Consider the following 18,044-nt stretch of genomic DNA (forward strand, 5'->3'; position numbering starts at 1 on the left):
ACCATGACGCGCGGCGGCCGGCGCCGGCCCGTCGCGCCGGAACCTGCCGGCTCGCGGCCGGGAGCCATTACAATCGCGGCCATGAATACATCGAACACCGCATCCCCTTCGTCCGCGGCGACATTGCCGCGCATCGCCGTACTTGCCACCGGCGGCACGATCGCCGGCGCCGCGCCCGACGCGGCCAGCACGGCCGGCTACCAGGCCGGCGCGCTCGGCGTCAGTTTCCTGGTCGACGCCGTGCCGGCGCTCGCGTCGGTCGCGCGCATTGACGCGGAGCAGATCGCCAGCATCGACAGCAAGGATCTCGCGCTGCCGCTGTGGAACACGCTCGCCGCGCGGATCGACGCGCTGATGGCCGATCCCGCGATCGACGGCATCGTGATCACCCACGGCACCGATACGCTCGAGGAAACGGCGTACGCGCTGCATCTGGTCGTCCGGGGCGACAAGCCGGTCGTGCTGACGGCCGCGATGCGGCCGGCGACCGCGCTGTCGTCCGACGGCCCGCTGAACCTGCTGAACGCGGTGACGGTGGCCGCCCATCCGGCCGCGCGCGGGCAGGGCGTGCTGGTCGCGTTCAACAACCGGATCCACGGCGCGCGCGACGTCGTGAAGACGAGCACCTATGCGGTCGACGCGTTCCAGTCGCCGGAGCTCGGGGCGCTCGGCTGGGTACAGGACGGCCGCGTCGAATTCGCGCGCCGCATCACGCGCACGCGCGACACGCAACTGGCGATCGCGGCAAGCTGGCCGCCGGTCGAGGTCGTCGCGAGCTATGCGGGCGTGACGCGCACGGCCGTCGATGCGCTCGTCGGGGCCGGCGTGCGCGGCCTCGTCGTCGCGGGCACCGGCAACGGGTCGATTCATGCGACGCTGCAGGCGGCGCTCGCCGATGCGGTCAATGCGGGCGTGGCGGTGGTCCGTGCGTCGCGCGTCGGGTCGGGGCACGTGATGCGCAACGGCGCCGCGAGCGACGATGCACTCGGTTTCGTGAGCGCGGGCTCGCTGCACCCGTTCAAGGCGCGCGTGCTGCTGATGCTCGCGCTCGCGAACGGCATTCACGATCGCGACGCATTGCAGCGCGCGTTCGATACGCTGTGATTCGATGACGGGATGATCGACACGCGCCGATCGCGCGGTGCGCGTCGCCCATGAAGAAAGGCAGGCCGAGCGGCCTGCCTTTTTTGCATCAGCGCTGCGCGAATGCTCAGGACTGCGGCGGAATCACGAGCTTCTGGCCCGGGTAGATCCGGTCCGGGCTCGACAGCATCGGCTTGTTCGCCTCGAAGATCGCCGGGTACTTGTTCGCGTCGCCGTACACTTCCTTGGCGATCGCCGACAGCGTGTCGCCCGGCTTCACGTCGTGGTACCGCACTTCCGGATCGTCCGGCTGCAGGCCGTCGTCGTTGACGCCCGCGACACCCTGCACGTTGCCGGCCGCGACCTTGACCTTCGCCTTCGTGTCGAGATCGGCGACGCTGCCCGACAGCGTGACGGTGCGCGACGCGCCGTCGAACGCGACGGTCAGGTTCGACGTGTCGAGACCTTGCGAGTTGATGTAGTTCTTGATCGCATCGGCCGCGGTCTGGTTCGCGGCATTCGGATCTTCCGCTGCCTGTGCATCGGCGTGACCCAGCAGTTTTTCACCCGCCTCTTTAATAAACGAAAGAAGACCCATCGTTGCACTCCTTAGGTGGTTGAAAAGAAAACGCGCCGTGAAGTGGCGAAAAAAACACCGCGCTGGGTGCGGTCTCCGGAGGGAAACGCAGGCGCGGCGGTTTTCTCGAAAGGCGTGGCGAAAGTGTAGGCGTTCGACGCGACGATTGCATGAAAAATCGCACGCTCGAACGTAAAGAAATGTAATACGCGAAATCCGACAGGCGGACACCCGACGACGACGTCTGACCGACCAAGGCTTCCCCGGCGCCGCCGGGTGCCGCTGCGGACCCCACCACGCCGCTCTCAGCCCAGAGCGGCGTTTTTCGCCCCGTCCCGCATGCCGTTGGCGATGCAGGGCGGGGCGCCCCACCGTGATGCGCGTGTGCACCGCGCATCGATGCGACCGGCCGCGGCCGGATCGCAATCATTCGTCGCGCGCGTCCGCCATCGCAGCACAAACGCGCGTTGCTGCGGCCGCGTTACGCGGCCGGCGTCTGGCCGATCTCGAAGTTCGACATGATCTCGAGCGCGCGCACGAGTGCCGAGTGATCCCATGCCTTGCCGCCGTGCGACGCGCACACGCTGAACAACTGCTGCGCGCTCGCGGTGTGCGGCAGCGCGAGGCCGAGCTTGCGCGCGCCGTCGAGCGCGAGGTTCAGGTCCTTCTGGTGCAGCTCGATGCGAAAGCCCGGGTCGAACGTGCGCTTGGTCATGCGCGCGCCGTGCACTTCGAGGATGCGCGACGCGGCGAAGCCGCCCATCAGCGCCTGGCGCACGCGTTCCGGATCGGCGCCCGAACGCGCGGCGAACAGCAGCGCTTCGCCGACCGCTTCGATGTTCAGCGCGACGATGATCTGGTTCGCGACCTTGCAGGTCTGGCCCGCGCCGTTGTCGCCGACGAGCGTGATGTTCTTGCCCATCTTCTCGAACAGCGGCTTCGCGCGCTCGAACGCCTTCTCGGGGCCGCCGACCATGATCGTCAGCGTCGCTTCGCGCGCACCGACTTCGCCGCCGGACACCGGCGCGTCGAGGTAGTCGCAGCCGAGCGCGTTGATCTGTTTCGCGAATGCCTGCGTGTCGAGCGGCGAGATCGAGCTCATGTCGATCACGAGCTTGCCGGCGCTCAGGCCCTTCGCGACGCCGTCGTCGGCGAACAGCACGTTACGCACGTCCGGCGTGTCCGGCACCATCGAGATGATGATGTCCGCGTGCCGTGCGACTTCGGTCGAGTTCGCGACGACCTTGGCGCTGCCGCGCAGATCGTCCGGGATCGGAAACGCGCCGTTCACGACGAGTTGATGATCGCCCTTGAGCAGGTTGCGCGCCATGTGCGCGCCCATGATGCCGAGGCCGATGAAACCGATGGTTGCCATGTGAAAGTCTCCTGTGGGGCTGAAAACGGAAAGGGTGCGACTCAGGCGGCGCGACGCGCCGAGACCGGTGCGCAACCGGCCACGCTTTGCAGCCAGCCGAGGCCTTCCGTCGTGGTGGTGCGGGGCTTGTATTCGCAGCCGACGTAGCCGGCATAGCCGAGCCGGTCGAGCAGCGCGAACAGGAACGCGTAGTTGATCTCGCCGGTGCCCGGCTCGTTGCGGCCCGGGTTGTCCGCGAGCTGGACGTGGCCGATCGACGCGAGGTTGCGTTCGATCGTCGCGGCCAGTTCGCCTTCCATGCGTTGCATGTGATAGATGTCGTACTGCAGGAACAGGTTGTCCGAGCCGACCGCGCGGATCACGTCGAGGCCTTCCGACGAGCGGTTCAGCGCGAAGCCCGGGATGTCGAAGCGGTTGCACGGCTCGACGAGCAGGCGGATGCCTTCGCGCTTCAGCGCATCGGCGGCGAAGCGCAGGTTGTCGACGATCGTCACGAACGTCTTGTCGCGCGCCGTGCTCGCCGACGGGATGCCGACCAGGCAGTTCAGCTGCGGCACCTTCAGCGCCTTCGCGTAGTCGATCGCCCGGCCGACCCCTTCCTGGAATTCGCCGACGCGATCGGGCAGGCACGCGATGCCGCGCTCGCCCTGGTCCCAGTTGCCGGCGGGCAGGTTGTGCAGCACGAGGCGCAGGCCGTGCGTCTCGAGCCGCTCGGCGAGTTCTTCTTTCGCGTACGGATACGGAAACAGGAACTCGACGGCGTCGAAGCCCGCGTCCGCGGCCGCCTTGAAGCGGTCGAGGAACGGCACTTCGTTGAACAGCATGGTCAGGTTTGCAGCAAACTTCGGCATGAGCTAAGCCTCTTCGGTCGGTCAAAAATGTCGTGCGCTTCAGTCGAGCATCGAGATCGCGGTCGGTGCGTGCTCGGCCTTTTCGGCGAGCTCCTCGAATTCGTTGATCGCGTCGATCTCGGTGCCCATCGAGATGTTCGTCACGCGCTCGAGGATCACCTCGACGACCACCGGCACGCTGAACTCTTCCGCGAGCGTTTGCGCCTGACGCAGCGCCGGCTCGATCTCTTCCGGCTTGAACACGCGCAGCGCCTTGCAGCCGAGGCCTTCCGCGACGGCCACGTGGTCGACGCCATAGCCGTTCAGTTCGGGCGCGTTCACGTTGTCGAACGCGAGCTGCACGCAGTAGTCCATGTCGAACGCGCGCTGCGCCTGGCGGATCAGCCCGAGGTACGAGTTGTTCACGACGACGTGCACGTACGGCAACTTGAATTGCGCGCCGGCCGCGAGCTCCTCGATCATGAACTGGAAGTCGTAGTCGCCGGACAGCGCGACGATCGGGCGGCTCGGGTCGGCCGCACGCACGCCGAGTGCGGCGGGGATCGTCCAGCCGAGCGGGCCGGCCTGGCCGCAGTTGATCCAGTTGCGTGCCTTGAACACGTGCAGGAACTGCGCGGCGGCGATCTGCGACAGGCCGATCGTGCTGACGTAGCAGGTATCGCGGCCGAACACCTTGTTCATCTCTTCGTACACGCGCTGCGGCTTGACCGGCACGTTGTCGAAGTGCGTCTTGCGCTGCAGCGTGCGCTTGCGCGCCTGGCACTCGGATACCCACTCGCCGCGGTCCTTCAGCTTGCCGGCGGCCTTCCATTCCCGCGCGACCGCGACGAACAGCTCGAGTGCCGCCTTCGCGTCGGACACGATGCCGAGATCCGGGCCGAACACGCGGCCGATCTGCGTCGGCTCGATGTCGACGTGCACGAACTTGCGGCCCTTCGTGTAGACCTCGACGCTGCCCGTGTGGCGGTTCGCCCAGCGGTTGCCGATGCCGAGCACGAAGTCGGACGCGAGCATCGTCGCGTTGCCGTAGCGGTGCGACGTCTGCAGGCCGACCATGCCGGCCATCAGCGGGTGATCGTCGGGAATCGCGCCCCACGACATCAGCGTCGGGATCACCGGCACGCCGACCGTTTCGGCGAACTGCACGAGCAGGTCTTCGGCCGCCGCGTTGAGCACGCCGCCGCCCGACACGATCAGCGGCTTGTCCGCGTCGTTGAGCATCGCGAGCGCCTTCTCGATCTGCGCGCGGGTGGCCGCGGGCTTGTAGACCGGCAGCGGTTCGTACGTGTCGATGTCGAACTCGATTTCGGCGAGCTGCACGTCGATCGGCAGGTCGACCAGCACCGGGCCCGGGCGGCCCGAGCGCATCAGGTGGAACGCCTGCTGGAACACGCGCGGCACGAGCGCCGGTTCGCGCACGGTGACGGCCCACTTGGTGACCGGCTTCGCGATCGATTCGATGTCGACGGCCTGGAAGTCTTCCTTGTAAAGGCGCGCGCGCGGCGCCTGGCCCGTGATCGCGAGGATCGGAATCGAGTCGGCCGATGCGGAGTAGAGGCCGGTGATCATGTCGGTGCCGGCGGGGCCCGACGTGCCGATGCACACGCCGATGTTGCCCGGCGCCGCCCGCGTGAAGCCTTCGGCCATGTGCGATGCGCCCTCGACGTGGCGCGCGAGCACGTGGCTGATGCCGCCCGACTTGCGCATGGCCGAGTAGAACGGGTTGATCGCCGCGCCCGGCACGCCGAACGCGGTCTGGATGCCTTCCTTCTCGAGCACGAGTACGGCTGCGTCGACGGCTCTCATCTTGGCCATGAATGTCTCCTTGAATATGGCGGATCGTGCGAATCGGTCTGTTGGGGACACTTTAGGGATGCAGGAAAGGTTTGATAAGATCAGCCGAAGTCGCTTATTTCGAAACTAAAAGTATGGAATGACGGCCGGACGGGGCTTCCCGCCGGTGTCGGAGCCAAGACGGAGACGGGAGATGGACCGCTTCAAGCAGATCGAGACGTTCGTGCGCGTGGCCGATGCCGGCAGCCTCGCGGCGGCGGCGCTGGAGGAGGGCGTGTCGCCGGTGGTGCTGGGGCGGCGCATCGACGCGCTGGAGAAGCGCCTCGGCGTGAAGCTGATGTACCGCTCGACGCGGCGGCTGGTGGTCAGCGAGGAGGGCGCCGCGTTCCTCGAGCGCTGCCGCGGGCTGCTGTCCGAATGGGATCAGGCCGAGAACGAGCTGGCTGCCGGCCGGCGCGCGGTCAGCGGGCACCTGATCGTGTCGGCGCCGGCCGCGTTCGGCCGCAAGCACGTCGCGCCGCACGCGCCCGGCTTCCTGGCCGACAAGCCGGAGATGCAGCTGTCGTTCAACCTGACCGACCGCGTCGTCGATCTCGTGCGCGAAGGCTACGACCTGTCGATCCGGATCGGCGGCGCGGTCGATCCGAACTTCGTCGCTGTGAAGCTCGCGTCGAACCGGCGCGTGGTGTGCGGCACGCCCGACTATTTCCGCCGGCACGGCCGGCCGAAATCGCTCGACGACCTGCTCAAGCACAACTGTCTCGCGTTCAACCTGCAGGGCGGGCAGAACCGCGGCTGGTATTTCCAGCGTCACGGCAAGATCGCGACGATGCGCGTGACCGGCAATCTCGACTGCAACGACGGCGAGCTGCTGCACCGCTGGGTGGCCGAGGGGCTCGGGCTCGGCTGGCGTTCGACGTGGGAGATCGCCGCGCAGCTCGAAACGGGCGAACTCGAGACCGTGCTCGACGAATACGCGCTGCCCGACTACGACATCCTCGCCGTCTACCCGCAGCAGCGCTACGTGCCGGCGCGCGTGCGTTACTTCATCGATTACCTGCGCGAAGCGTATGCGCGCCCCGGCTACTGGCGCACCACGCCGTAACGGCCGGCGCGCCCGGCCGCCTGCGATTTTTTACGCTGCATGCGTGCGGCGCGGGAATAAACTCGACGCAGCAGCGGTAAGGTCATCGAGCGCGCACGTTGCCGGTCTGTCCGGGCGCCGGGCGCGGAACGGGCGCGGCGTCGGCCGCCGGGACCAGGGAGGCCATGTGGGGCAAGCCGGACAGGCGGTCGATGAACGGGCGGCGGACGATGCAGCCGCGCGCGGCGAGCGGTTTCGCATGCTCGTGCTGCCGCATCTCGACGCCGCGTACAACCTCGCGCGCTGGCTGAGCGGCAGCGCCGGCGATGCGGACGACGTCGTGCAGGACGCGTGCATGCGCGCGCTGCGCTTCGTCGATTCGTGTCGCGGCGACAACGCGCGGCCGTGGCTGCTGACGATCGTGCGCCACACCTGGTACACCGAGTGGCGGCGGCGCACGCATGCGCACGAGGTGGCGCTGCCCGACACGCTCGACGACGCGGACGTGCCCGACGACTGGCAGCCGGCGACGGAGGACCCGCTCGCGCAGCTGCTGCGCGGCGAGAACGTGCGGCTCGTGAATGCGGCGCTCGCGAAGCTGCCGACCGAATACCGCGAGGTGCTCGTGCTGCGCGAGATGGAGGACCTCAGCTACCGCGAGATCGCGGCGATCGCCGACGTGCCGGTCGGCACGGTGATGTCGCGGCTCGCGCGCGGCCGGCGCAAGCTCGCCGCGCTGCTGGGCGCCGCGCCGGCGCCGACGACCGAAGGCCGGCCGGGCCGGACGCCGGCGGGCGGAACCGCATCGGAGGCTATCGATGGACTGTAACGAAGCGCGAGCGTTGCTGGACGCGGACGTCGACCGCGAGCTGTCGGCGCCCGATGCGTTGCGGGTCCAGCAGCATGTCGACGGGTGCGACGCGTGCCGCCGCGAACGCGCGCGGATCGTCACGCTGGTGCAGGCCGTGCGGCAGGCCGATTATCACCGCGCGCCGGACGCGCTGCGGGCGAGCATTCTTGCGAGCCTGCCGGCCGCGGCCGATGCGCCTGCCCGTGAACCGTCGCGGGCCGCGCCCCGGCCTGAACGGCAGTCACCGCCGCCACGGCGGCCGCGCGCACGCGACTGGTTCTCCTGGCTGACCGGGCGGGGCGGGTCGGCACGCCCGGTATCGACCGGCGCGGGGCCGCGCGTGGCCGCGTTGCCGGGCCTCGGCTGGGGCGTCGCGCTGTTGATGGCGCTCGCGGCGGCGGGCGGAATGGCGTGGTCGGCCCGCCACGCCGACACCGAGCGAACGGTCGACGAACTCGTCGCGAGCCATGTACGGGCCGACCTGTCGGCGCGCGCCATCGACGTGATCTCGACCGACCAGCACACGGTCAAGCCGTGGTTCAACGGCCGGCTCGACTATGCGCCGCCGGTCGAGGATCTCGCCAAGAACGGCTTCGCGCTGGTCGGCGGCCGGCTCGACTACGTCGGGCGTCGCCGTGTCGCGGTGCTCGTCTATCGCCACCGGCAGCACGTGGTCGACGTCTACGTGCAGCCGGCCGGGGAGCGGCCGGCTGCTCCGTACACGACCGTGTCGCAGGGCTATGCGCTCGACCGCTGGAACGCGGCCGGGATGACGTGGTGGGCCGTGACCGACGCCGAGCCGTCGGCGCTCGCGGCGTTCCGGACGGCCCTCGGCGCGCGGCTTGCCAGCGCGCGCAGCGAATGACGGCGCGGCCGAGGGGCGGCGCACGCGTGTTCCGGCCCCGGCCGTGGAAGGGCCGGATGTCGGCCGCGGCCGCCCGCATGCCTGTTCAAGTCTTTGAAAACACGGCCGAATCCGTCTGCCGATCGTCGATTGGCCTTGCATGCGCCCCGTAACCGGGGTAGAATCTTCGGCTTCTCACTTGCCACACCGGTTCAGACGCCCGGGTGGCTTTAATCCACAAGGAGTGTGTAATGCGTCATTACGAAATCGTATTCATCGTGCACCCGGATCAAAGCGAGCAAGTGCCCGCGATGATCGAGCGCTACAAGTCCACGATCACGTCGCACGGCGGCCAGATCCACCGTGTCGAAGACTGGGGCCGTCGCCAGCTGGCCTACATGATCGAGAAACTCGCGAAGGCTCACTACGTCTGCATGAACATCGAGTGCGACCAGACGACGCTCGACGAACTCGAACACGCGTTCAAGTTCAACGACGCCGTGCTGCGTCACCTCATCGTCAAGATGAAGAAGGCCGAAACCGGCCCGTCGCCGATGATGAAGGAAGTTCAGCGCGAAGAAGCCAAGAAGGCGGCTGCTGCTCAGCCGGCCGAAGCGCAGGCTTAAGTTCGTCACTTATTAAGCCATCAAGGAGCGCGCCACTCACGTGAACAGGTTGCAATTGACGGCGAGCGTCGTCGAACGCGCACCGGTGCGATATACGCCGGCCGGTGTTCCGATCGCAAGCGCCACATTGCATCACCGCACGGAAGTCGTCGAAGCAGGCATTCCCCGTCAGGTCGAAATGACGATCGAGGCGGTGGCGGCCGGTGAGGCGAGCGGCAAGCTGGAAAGTCGTGAAATGGGCGTCGAAACGCTGTTCACGGGCTTCCTGGCCAAGAAAAGCCGCAACGCGAGAACCTTGGTGTTTCACATCACTGCATTGCAGGACACAGGAAAGGACTGAAATCATGGCCCGCCCGACTGGTAAGAAATTCGACAAGCGTCGTCAGCAACAAAACCCGCTCTTCAAGCGCAAGAAGTTCTGCCGTTTCACGGCTGCAGGCGTCGAGCAGATCGACTACAAGGACACGGAAACGCTGAAGGACTTCATCGGCGAAAACGGCAAGATCACGCCGGCTCGTCTGACGGGTACGAAGGCGCACTATCAGCGTCAGCTGGATACGGCCATCAAGCGTGCGCGTTTCCTCGCGCTGCTGCCGTACACCGATCAGCACAAGGCGTAATCAGGCGACGCAATAAGGAGAATTCGAATGCAAATCATTCTGTTGGAAAAAGTCGCCAATCTGGGCAACCTCGGCGATATCGTCAAGGTCAAGGACGGTTACGCTCGCAACTTCCTGATCCCGAACCGCAAGGCTCGCCGTGCAACGAAGGAAGCGATCGCCGAATTCGAAGTGCGCCGCGCTGAACTCGAAAAGATCGCTGCTGAAAAGCTGGCAGCATCGCAGGCAGTCGGCGAGAAGCTGAACGGCCAGTCGTTCGAAATCACGCAGAAGTCGGGCGTCGACGGCCGTCTGTTCGGCTCGGTCACGAACGGCGACGTCGCGGAACTGCTGAAGAAGGCAGGCTACGAAGTCGAGAAGCTGCAAGTGCGCATGCCGGAAGGCCCGCTGAAGATGATCGGCGAGCACAACGTCCAGGTCGCGCTGCACACGGACGTCGTCGTCGACGTCACGATCAACGTGATCGGCGACCACGCGTAAGCGTATGCAAGCTTGCCGGGCGGCTTCCGTCGTCCGGACAAGGGCAGGCGCCCGGGCAACCGGGGCCTGCCTTTTTTATTGCCCGATCGCCGGCAAGCGGTGGTAGCGCTGCCGCCATCTATTCGCGATAATCCCAACCCATGAACGCGCCGCAAGATCCCCAAATCGAATCGCTGAAAGTCCCGCCGCATTCGGTCGAAGCCGAGCAGTCGGTGCTCGGCGGCCTGTTGCTCGACAACGCGGCATGGGACCGGATTGCCGATTTCCTGTCGCAGGGCGACTTCTACCGCTACGACCACCGTATCATCTACGAGCACATCGGCCGCCTGATCGCGTCGACGCGCCCGGCCGACGTCGTGACCGTGTACGAAGCGCTGACCACGTCCGGCAAGGCCGACGACGTCGGCGGGCTCGCGTACCTGAACGCCCTCGCGCAGAACACGCCGAGCGCGGCGAACATCCGCCGCTACGCGGAAATCGTGCGTGATCGCGCGGTGCTGCGCCGGCTGGTGTCGGTCGCCGACGAGATCTCGGCCGACGCCTTCAATCCGCAGGGCAAGGAAGTCCGCCAACTGCTCGACGAAGCCGAATCGAAGGTCTTCTCGATCGCCGAGGAGGGCGCGCGCGGCAACCAGGGTTTCCTCGAGATCGGCCCGCTGCTTACCCAGGTGGTCGAGCGCATCGACACGCTGTACCACACCGCGAACCCGAGCGACGTCACAGGCACGCCGACCGGCTTCGTCGACCTCGACCGGATGACGTCCGGGATGCACGGCGGCGAGCTGATCATCGTGGCCGGAAGACCGTCGATGGGTAAGGCCCAGCCGCTCGATGCGCGCGTCAGGACGCTGACGGGCTGGAAGCCGATGGGTGAGCTGGCAGTCGGTGATGCACTTGCTTCGGTCGACGGCGCAGCGTCGATCGTGACCGGGATCTACCCGCAGGGCGAACGCCAGGTGTATCGGGTCCGCTTTTCGGATGGGCGTTCGGCCGAATGCTGCGACGAGCACCTGTGGTGCGTCCATTTCCGTGAGTGGGAAAAGCCGCGCGTACTGTCGACAGCGGAGATTCGCACGTTGCTGACGCGCGAACGCTACCGGAACCGGCTGTGGATCGACATGCCGAGCGGCGAGTTCGGTCATCGCGAGGCGCTGCCGATCGATCCGTGGGTGCTCGGCGCGCTGCTGGGCGACGGTGCGCTCGGCGGGACTGCCGTGCGTTTCAGCGTGAAGGCCGAGGAAACGTTGAACCGGATGCGCGCGCGTGTCGACGCGTCGCTCGAGCTCGAATACGCGGGCCAGCACGACTGGCGCATCAAGCGCCGGCCGTCGACGGCCGCGGAAGCCCGGCCGTCCGCCAACCCGCTCAAGGCTGCTCTCGAGCAGCTCGGTGTGTGGGGGAGGACGAGCTACGACAAGTTCATCCCGCGCCTCTACCTCGATGCGGACAAGGACGCGCGGCTGGATTTGTTGCGCGGACTGCTCGACACGGACGGCTGGGTCGAATCGTGGGGGACGGTGCGTTATTCGACCGCCAGTGCGCAGTTGGCGAGCGACGTGCGCGAGCTGGCGCGTTCGCTCGGTGCATGGTGCCAGATTGCCGAAAAGGCGACGAGCTTCACGGTCGACGGCGAACGCAAGACCGGTGCGACGGCTTACGTTTGCACGATCAGTCATCCGGATCCGCAGAGCCTGTTCCTGTTCCAGGGCAAGCGCGACCGGCTGACGGGCGGGCGTGTGCGCCGCAAGATGCCGGTCATCGCCGGCATCGAGCCGACGCGCCGGACGGCCACGCAATGCATTTCGGTCTCGCATCCGTCGCGGCTGTACGTGACCGACGATTACGTCGTGACCCACAATACGGCCTTCTCCATGAACATCGGCGAATACGTCGCGGTCGAGTACGGGTTGCCGGTCGCGGTGTTCTCGATGGAAATGCCGGGCACCCAGCTCGTGATGCGTATGCTCGGCTCGATCGGCCGGCTCGACCAGCACCGGATGCGTACCGGCCGCCTGACGGACGAGGATTGGCCGAAGCTGACGCACGCGGTGCAGAAGATGAGCGAGGCGCAGCTCTTCATCGACGAGACGGGCGGCCTGAATCCGATGGAATTGCGCTCGCGCGCGCGGCGCCTCGCGCGACAATGCGGCAAGCTCGGCCTGATCATCGTCGACTACCTGCAGCTGATGTCGGGTTCGTCGCAGGGCGAGAACCGCGCGACCGAAATTTCGGAAATCTCGCGATCGCTGAAGAGCCTCGCGAAGGAGCTCGACGTGCCGGTGATCGCGCTGTCGCAGCTGAACCGCGGCCTCGAACAGCGCCCGAACAAGCGGCCGGTGATGTCGGATTTGCGCGAATCGGGCGCAATCGAACAGGATGCGGACGTGATCCTGTTCATTTATCGAGATGAGGTCTACAATCCCGACAGCCCTGACAAGGGGACGGCCGAAATCATCATCGGCAAGCAGCGTAACGGCCCGATCGGGCCCGTTCGGCTCACGTTCCTGGGGCAATACACGAAGTTCGACAATTTTGCCGGGGCGCAGACCTTCTACGGCGAGTAAAGCCGGTTGTAAACACCTATTTCGCCAAATGTTGTATCCAATCCCGGCGTGCGCATATGCGCACGTCGCGTCGCGACCGGAACCGGTACAATGTCGCCCGTTTTCGTGACAGTAGTTTGACAATCTCTCAGGAATCCCATGTTCGGTCGATTCATGCCCACCGAGGGCAAGTTCTTTGAACTCTTCAACTCGCACGCGAAGCACATCGTTTCCGGTGGCCGCGAGCTCGAACTGCTGATCGACAATCTCGTCGACGCCGAGATTCACAAGCAAAACGTGCAAATCGCCGAGAAGGCCGCCGACAAGCTCACGCACGAGGCGATCGATCTGCTGCACAAGACCTTCATCACGCCGCTCGATCGTGACGAGATCCACAAGCTGATCACGACGATGGACGACATCCTCGACCTGATGGAGGACGTCGCGACGGCCGTGTCGCTGTACGACGTGCAGTCCGTCACGTCCGAGGCGAGCCAGCTCGCGCATATCGTCACGCAGTCGGCGCAACACGTGCAGCAGGCCGTCGGCCTGCTGTCCGACATGAAGCAGTCGGCGCAGATCCTCAAGCAGTGCGAGGAAATCGATCGCTGGGAGTCGGAAGCCGACCGCGTGCTGCGCGCGGCGATGTCGAAGCTGTTCCGCGAGGAAGACGACGTGAAGACGCTCATCAAGCTGAAGGCGATCTACGAGCTGCTGGAAGAGATCACCGACAAGTGCGAGGACGTCGCGAACATCATCGAAGGCATCGTGCTGGAAAACGCCTGAGCGGACCACATGCATTCGATACAACTCGCCCTATGGATGGTCGCGACGCTCGTGCTCGTCGCGCTCGTATTCGACTTCATGAACGGCTTTCACGACGCGGCGAACTCGATCGCCACCGTCGTGTCGACCGGGGTGCTGAAGCCCCAGCAGGCCGTGGTGTTCGCGGCCGCGTTCAACGTGATCGCGTATTTCATCTTCCACCTGAAAGTCGCGCAGACCGTCGGTAAAGGCACGATCGATCCCGAGATCGTCGATCACTACGTCGTGTTCGGTGCGCTGGTCGGCGCGATCGGCTGGAACGTGATCACGTGGTACTACGGGATTCCGTCGAGCTCGTCGCACGCGCTGATCGGCGGCCTCGTCGGCGCGGCGCTCGCGAAGTCGGGCTGGAGCTCGCTGAACATCGACGGGCTGCTGAAGACGATCGCGTTCATCTTCATTTCGCCGCTGCTCGGTTTCATCCTCGGTTCACTGTTCATGCTCGGCGTGTCGTGGCTGTATTTCCGTACCGCGCCCAGCAAGGTCGACCGGCGCTTCCGCCGGCTGCAGCTGCTGTCGGCGGGGCTGTACAGCCTGGGCCACGGCGGCAACGACGCACAGAAGACGATCGGTATCATCTGGATGCTGCTGATCGCGAGCGGTTACGCGTCGGCCACCGCCGATGCGCCGCCGGCGTGGGTGATCGGCGCGTGCTACCTGTCGATGGGCCTCGGCACGCTGTTCGGCGGCTGGCGCATCGTGCGCACGATGGGCCAGAAGATCACGAAGCTCAAGCCGGTCGGCGGTTTCTGCGCGGAAAGCGGCGGGGCAATCACGCTGTTCGTCGCATCGTTCCTTGGCATTCCCGTGTCGACCACGCACACGATTACCGGTGCGATCGTCGGTGTCGGCGCGACGCAGAAGCTGTCGGCCGTGCGCTGGGGCGTCGCCGGCAACATCGTGTGGGCGTGGGTGCTGACGTTGCCGGCGGCCGCGCTGTTCGCGGCTGGCGGCTGGTGGCTCGGCCATCAGATCTTCTGATCGCCGACACTTCCTGATCGACGCGAAATGCGCCGCAGGCCGAAAGGCCGCGGCGCATTTTCTTTTGGAGGCCAGCGGAGCATGTTGTCGACGTCGTCGACGGTCGCGGTTCGAGCAACGGCTCAGTAGCTGCCGTTCGCGAACCGTGCGATCGGATCGTCTGCCGTACTGGTGCGCGGGCTGATGGGCGCGGATTGCGTCGACGCACGCAACACCTGCGCGGGCTCGATGGTGCGCGGCGGCGTGCCGGCGGCGGGCGGCGGCTCGGCATCGAAGGCGGCGGCCTCAGCGGCCGTCAGTGCGGTCGTCGGAATCTGCGTGCCGACTTCCGCCGGGGCGGTCGGTGCTGCGTTGGCGGTCATCGCGGTCGCGCCGTCATTCACCGACGTGGCTTGCTGCTGGGCCGTCTGCATCCGCGGTGGCGGCGGTTCATACGGATCGGCGGCCGGTGCTGCCGGTGCGGTTGCGGTGGCCGTCACGACCGGCGCGGTCGGGATGGCCGAAGCTGGAGCCGGCGCCTGCGTCGCTCTTGCTCGTGAAGACGCATACGCCGCCGGCTGTCGCGGCGCGGCGGCAGCCGTCACGACCGCCGGAGCAGCCGCGAGCGCCGGCGGATTGCGCGGCTCGTCGCGCTTGGCCTCGTAGGTCGGCGCATCGAACGGCGTCGGGGCGGAGCGCGGCGGCGCGACGCGGCGAATGCCGTCGAAGCGCTTCGCCCAGTACGGGTTCGTCAGGTAGTCGAGCCGCACGGTGCCGCCCGTCGACGGTGCGTTGACGAAGCGCAGCTTGCCGACATAGATGCCGACGTGCGAATGCGGCCGCCCGGTCGTATTGAAGAAGATCAGGTCGCCCGGCGCGATCTCGTCGGGCTCGATCGACACGCCGCGGCTGCTCATGTCGGCGGTCGTGCGCGGCAGGTTCACGTCGGCCGCGCGGCCGATCACGTAGCGCACGAGCCCGCTGCAGTCGAAGCCGCTCGCCGGCGTGTTGCCGCCCCAGCGATACGGGACGCCGACGAGGCTCATCGCCTGGATCGAGATCTCTTCCTGGCCGACGCTGTGGTCGACGAATTTGGGGAAATTGGCCGGCGCCGGGAACGCCCGCGGCGTCGTGATCTTCATGCCCGACGCGGAACGCGATGCCGATTGCGGCGGCACGCTGGAGCAGGCCGCAAGCAGGGAGACGACGGCGACGGGAACCCAGATTCGAAGCATGGCAAGGCGGGCGAGCGGTGCACTCGCGAATCGTATGACAACAGACAGACTCGATGGTAGACGCTCCGGCGGGGCTTAAGCAACCATTCTTGAGAATTTACTTGAAGTTTCGCGCGTAAACTGCATGGTTGCGTGACGACGCATTACCTTTGTCTTCGACCCCAAATAAAAACGGCGCTCCGGAAACGGAGCGCCGCGTGGCGTCGACAGCCGGCCGATCGGCCGGCCAGCGCGTTACAGAATGTCCGACGCGTAGTCGGCGAGCCGCGAGCGTTCGCCGCGCGCGAGCGTCACGTGGCCGCTGTGGCCCCAGCCCTTGAAGCGGTCGACGACGTAGGTCAGGCCCGAGCTGCCCTCGGTCAGATAGGGCGTGTCGATCTGCGCGATGTTGCCCAGGCACACGATCTTCGTGCCGGGGCCCGCGCGCGTGACGAGCGTCTTCATCTGCTTCGGCGTCAGGTTCTGCGCCTCGTCGATGATCAGGTACTTGTCGACGAACGTGCGGCCGCGCATGAAGTTCATGCTCTTCACCTTCAGGCGCGAACGGATCAGCTCCTGCGTCGCGGCACGGCCCCATTCGCCGGCCGCGTCGTCGGTCTTCTGCAGCACTTCGAGGTTGTCGTCGAATGCGCCCATCCACGGCTGCATCTTTTCTTCCTCGGTGCCGGGCAGGAAACCGATGTCCTCGCCGACGGGCACGGTCGCGCGCGTCACGATGATCTCGTTGTAGCGCTTGTCGTCGAGCACCTGCGCGAGGCCGGCCGCGAGCGCGACGAGCGTCTTGCCGGTGCCGGCCTGGCCGAGCAGCGTGACGAAGTCGATCTCGGGGTTCATCAGCAGGTTCAGCGCGAAGTTCTGCTCGCGATTGCGCGCGGTGATGCCCCACACGTTGTTCTTGTGGTGGCTGTAGTCGCGCAGCGTCTGCAGCAGCGCCGTCTTGCCGTTCAGCTCGCGGACGATCGCGTGGAACGTCGGCTCGCCGTTCTGCGGCTCGAGATAGACGAACTCGTTGACGAGCATCGACGCGACGAGCGGGCCGGTCACGCGGTAGTACGTGGTGCCCGTCTTCGTGTCCTGCCAGCTCTCCATGCCCTTCGCATGCTTGGTCCAGAAATCCTGCGGCAGTTCGCGCACGCCGTTGTACAGGAGATCCGAATCCTCGAGCACCTGGTCGTTGAAGTAGTCTTCCGCGGGCAGGCCGAGCGCGTGCGCCTTGATCCGCATGTTGATGTCTTTCGACACCAGCACGACCTGGCGGTCGGGCCGGTCGCGCTGCAGCGCGCGCACGACGCCGAGGATCTGATTGTCGGCCTTGCCTTCGGGCAAACCTTCCACCGGCGCGATATCGGCCAGCTTCGTCTGGAAGTACAGGCGGCCGAGCGCGTCGCGGCTGCCGAGGCGCGACAGCGGGATGCCGGCCGAGATCGGGCCGCCGTCGGCGACGAGCGCGTCGAGCGTGCGGCTGACCTGGCGCGCGTTGCGTGCGACTTCGGACATCCCCTTCTTGTGGTTGTCGAGTTCCTCGAGCGTCATCATCGGCAGATAGACGTCGTGTTCCTCGAAGCGGAAGAGGCTGCTCGGGTCGTGCATCAGCACGTTGGTGTCGAGCACGAACAGCTTCTGCAGTTCGGCGTCGGCGGGCTTGCGGCTGCGCGACTTCGTCGCGGCGCCGGCATCGCGCGCGGGTGCCGCGGCCGCTCCGCCAGATTTATCTGCGGCCGGCTTGTCGTTGCGTGCCACGACGGGCGCCGCGGGTTCGGCGGGCGCCGGCATCGGCTGCAGCAGCGCGGCCGTCTGCCTGGTCTTGCGGCCGCGCGCGGGCGCGCTCGGGGCATCGGGCGCCGAAGACGCGACGGCGCGCAGCGGCGCGGCCGTGTTCGCGGCTTCGATCATCGGTTGGGCCACGCTGGCCGGACCATAGTCACCGGCTGTGGATGCGTCCCCTTCGGCGGATTTCTTCGCGGCTTTCGCGGGCCGCGCTTTCGCCTTGTATTCGTCGGGCGGCAGCAGGCTGCCGAGCTTGCTGGGGGGAGTAGGCAAAGGCATGGTGTCCCTCGGGAGGAATCGTGTCGCATGGCGTGCGCCGCTGATCGCATCCTGCGTGACGTAGACGCATGCAGTTTGCGCGCGGTGGCGCACAGGAATTTCGTCTAGCCGGTTCGCCTAAGTGTCGATCAGCTCCTCGATGCGGTAAGGGCCGGACCGGGGAGGGCCGGCGCGCGTTCCATAAAAAAAGCCGCTGCCCCGTCGACAGGGACATGCGGCTCGGCTGATGCCGTCGTGATGCGCGTCAGGTG

At 66.6% G+C, this 18,044-nt stretch carries 17 protein-coding genes and 1 pseudogene; 12 read left to right on the plus strand and 6 right to left on the minus strand.

The window, feature by feature from the left end; all coding sequences use genetic code 11:
* Positions 1–81 precede the first annotated feature (81 nt).
* Positions 82–1,104 carry an asparaginase gene (locus C5F75_RS08890; protein WP_059585255.1) on the plus strand — a complete coding sequence of 341 codons (1,023 nt, stop codon included), beginning with the start codon at positions 82–84 and terminating at the stop codon, positions 1,102–1,104.
* Positions 1,105–1,210: 106 nt separating this feature from the next.
* Here C5F75_RS08890 and lysM read toward each other — a convergent pair whose 3' ends face one another.
* The 4 genes from lysM to gcl form a co-directional block, all read right to left on the minus strand.
* A complete protein-coding gene (gene lysM / locus C5F75_RS08895; protein ID WP_059585256.1) occupies positions 1,211–1,681 on the minus strand; it encodes a peptidoglycan-binding protein LysM in 471 nt (156 codons plus the stop codon).
* Positions 1,682–2,141: 460 nt separating this feature from the next.
* Positions 2,142–3,035, minus strand: a complete 894-nt coding sequence (locus tag C5F75_RS08900; RefSeq protein WP_059585257.1) for a 2-hydroxy-3-oxopropionate reductase — start codon at positions 3,033–3,035, stop codon at positions 2,142–2,144.
* A gap of 41 nt (positions 3,036–3,076) precedes the next feature.
* Positions 3,077–3,886: a hydroxypyruvate isomerase gene (gene hyi / locus C5F75_RS08905; protein WP_104012111.1), complete on the minus strand. Its 810-nt coding sequence runs from the start codon at positions 3,884–3,886 to the stop codon at positions 3,077–3,079.
* 39 nt (positions 3,887–3,925) lie between these two features.
* Positions 3,926–5,701, minus strand: a complete 1,776-nt coding sequence (gene gcl, locus C5F75_RS08910) for a glyoxylate carboligase (protein WP_059585259.1) — start codon at positions 5,699–5,701, stop codon at positions 3,926–3,928.
* A gap of 172 nt (positions 5,702–5,873) precedes the next feature.
* On the opposite strand from gcl, the gene C5F75_RS08915 reads away from it, so the two are divergent.
* The 10 genes from C5F75_RS08915 to C5F75_RS08960 all read left to right on the plus strand — a co-directional run bounded on the left by C5F75_RS08915 (position 5,874) and on the right by C5F75_RS08960 (position 14,533).
* A complete protein-coding gene (locus C5F75_RS08915; RefSeq protein ID WP_059645602.1) occupies positions 5,874–6,785 on the plus strand; it encodes a LysR family transcriptional regulator in 912 nt (303 codons plus the stop codon).
* Positions 6,786–6,951: 166 nt separating this feature from the next.
* Positions 6,952–7,593, plus strand: a complete 642-nt coding sequence (locus C5F75_RS08920) for an RNA polymerase sigma factor (RefSeq protein WP_059585261.1) — start codon at positions 6,952–6,954, stop codon at positions 7,591–7,593.
* Positions 7,583–8,479, plus strand: coding sequence for an anti-sigma factor family protein (locus tag C5F75_RS08925; protein ID WP_059585262.1), 897 nt, complete (start codon positions 7,583–7,585; stop codon positions 8,477–8,479). Before C5F75_RS08920 ends, C5F75_RS08925 begins: the two co-directional genes overlap by 11 nt.
* A gap of 230 nt (positions 8,480–8,709) precedes the next feature.
* A complete protein-coding gene (rpsF, locus tag C5F75_RS08930) occupies positions 8,710–9,084 on the plus strand; it encodes a 30S ribosomal protein S6 (protein WP_006486255.1) in 375 nt (124 codons plus the stop codon).
* Between the two features lie 40 nt (positions 9,085–9,124).
* Entirely contained in the window at positions 9,125–9,424 is a 300-nt protein-coding gene (gene priB / locus C5F75_RS08935; protein WP_011549649.1) for a primosomal replication protein N, read from the plus strand.
* Positions 9,425–9,428: 4 nt separating this feature from the next.
* A complete protein-coding gene (gene rpsR / locus C5F75_RS08940) occupies positions 9,429–9,704 on the plus strand; it encodes a 30S ribosomal protein S18 (RefSeq protein WP_004193360.1) in 276 nt (91 codons plus the stop codon).
* A gap of 27 nt (positions 9,705–9,731) precedes the next feature.
* On the plus strand, positions 9,732–10,184 hold the full coding sequence (rplI, locus tag C5F75_RS08945) for a 50S ribosomal protein L9 (RefSeq protein ID WP_006486256.1): 453 nt from the start codon (positions 9,732–9,734) through the stop codon (positions 10,182–10,184).
* A gap of 140 nt (positions 10,185–10,324) precedes the next feature.
* Complete coding sequence (gene dnaB, locus C5F75_RS08950) at positions 10,325–12,748, plus strand: replicative DNA helicase (RefSeq protein ID WP_059585263.1); 2,424 nt, start codon at positions 10,325–10,327, stop codon at positions 12,746–12,748.
* Positions 12,749–12,886: 138 nt separating this feature from the next.
* On the plus strand, positions 12,887–13,513 hold the full coding sequence (locus C5F75_RS08955) for a DUF47 domain-containing protein (protein WP_059585264.1): 627 nt from the start codon (positions 12,887–12,889) through the stop codon (positions 13,511–13,513).
* A gap of 9 nt (positions 13,514–13,522) precedes the next feature.
* Positions 13,523–14,533 carry an inorganic phosphate transporter gene (locus C5F75_RS08960; RefSeq protein ID WP_059585265.1) on the plus strand — a complete coding sequence of 337 codons (1,011 nt, stop codon included), beginning with the start codon at positions 13,523–13,525 and terminating at the stop codon, positions 14,531–14,533.
* 122 nt (positions 14,534–14,655) lie between these two features.
* On the opposite strand, the gene C5F75_RS08965 is transcribed toward C5F75_RS08960, so the two are convergent.
* Both C5F75_RS08965 and C5F75_RS08970 read right to left on the minus strand, forming a co-directional pair.
* A complete protein-coding gene (locus C5F75_RS08965; RefSeq protein ID WP_059585266.1) occupies positions 14,656–15,747 on the minus strand; it encodes a C40 family peptidase in 1,092 nt (363 codons plus the stop codon).
* A gap of 234 nt (positions 15,748–15,981) precedes the next feature.
* Positions 15,982–17,793 carry a PhoH family protein gene (locus C5F75_RS08970; protein WP_059645620.1) on the minus strand — a complete coding sequence of 604 codons (1,812 nt, stop codon included), beginning with the start codon at positions 17,791–17,793 and terminating at the stop codon, positions 15,982–15,984.
* On the opposite strand from C5F75_RS08970, the pseudogene C5F75_RS37140 reads away from it, so the two are divergent.
* Positions 17,689–17,930, plus strand: a pseudogene (locus C5F75_RS37140) (hypothetical protein); the annotation flags it as partial. The gene C5F75_RS08970 and the pseudogene C5F75_RS37140 overlap by 105 nt on opposite strands.
* Positions 17,931–18,044: the final 114 nt, after the last annotated feature.

Source organism: Burkholderia anthinoferrum (assembly GCF_002925705.1).
Lineage (GTDB): Bacteria > Pseudomonadota > Gammaproteobacteria > Burkholderiales > Burkholderiaceae > Burkholderia > Burkholderia semiarida.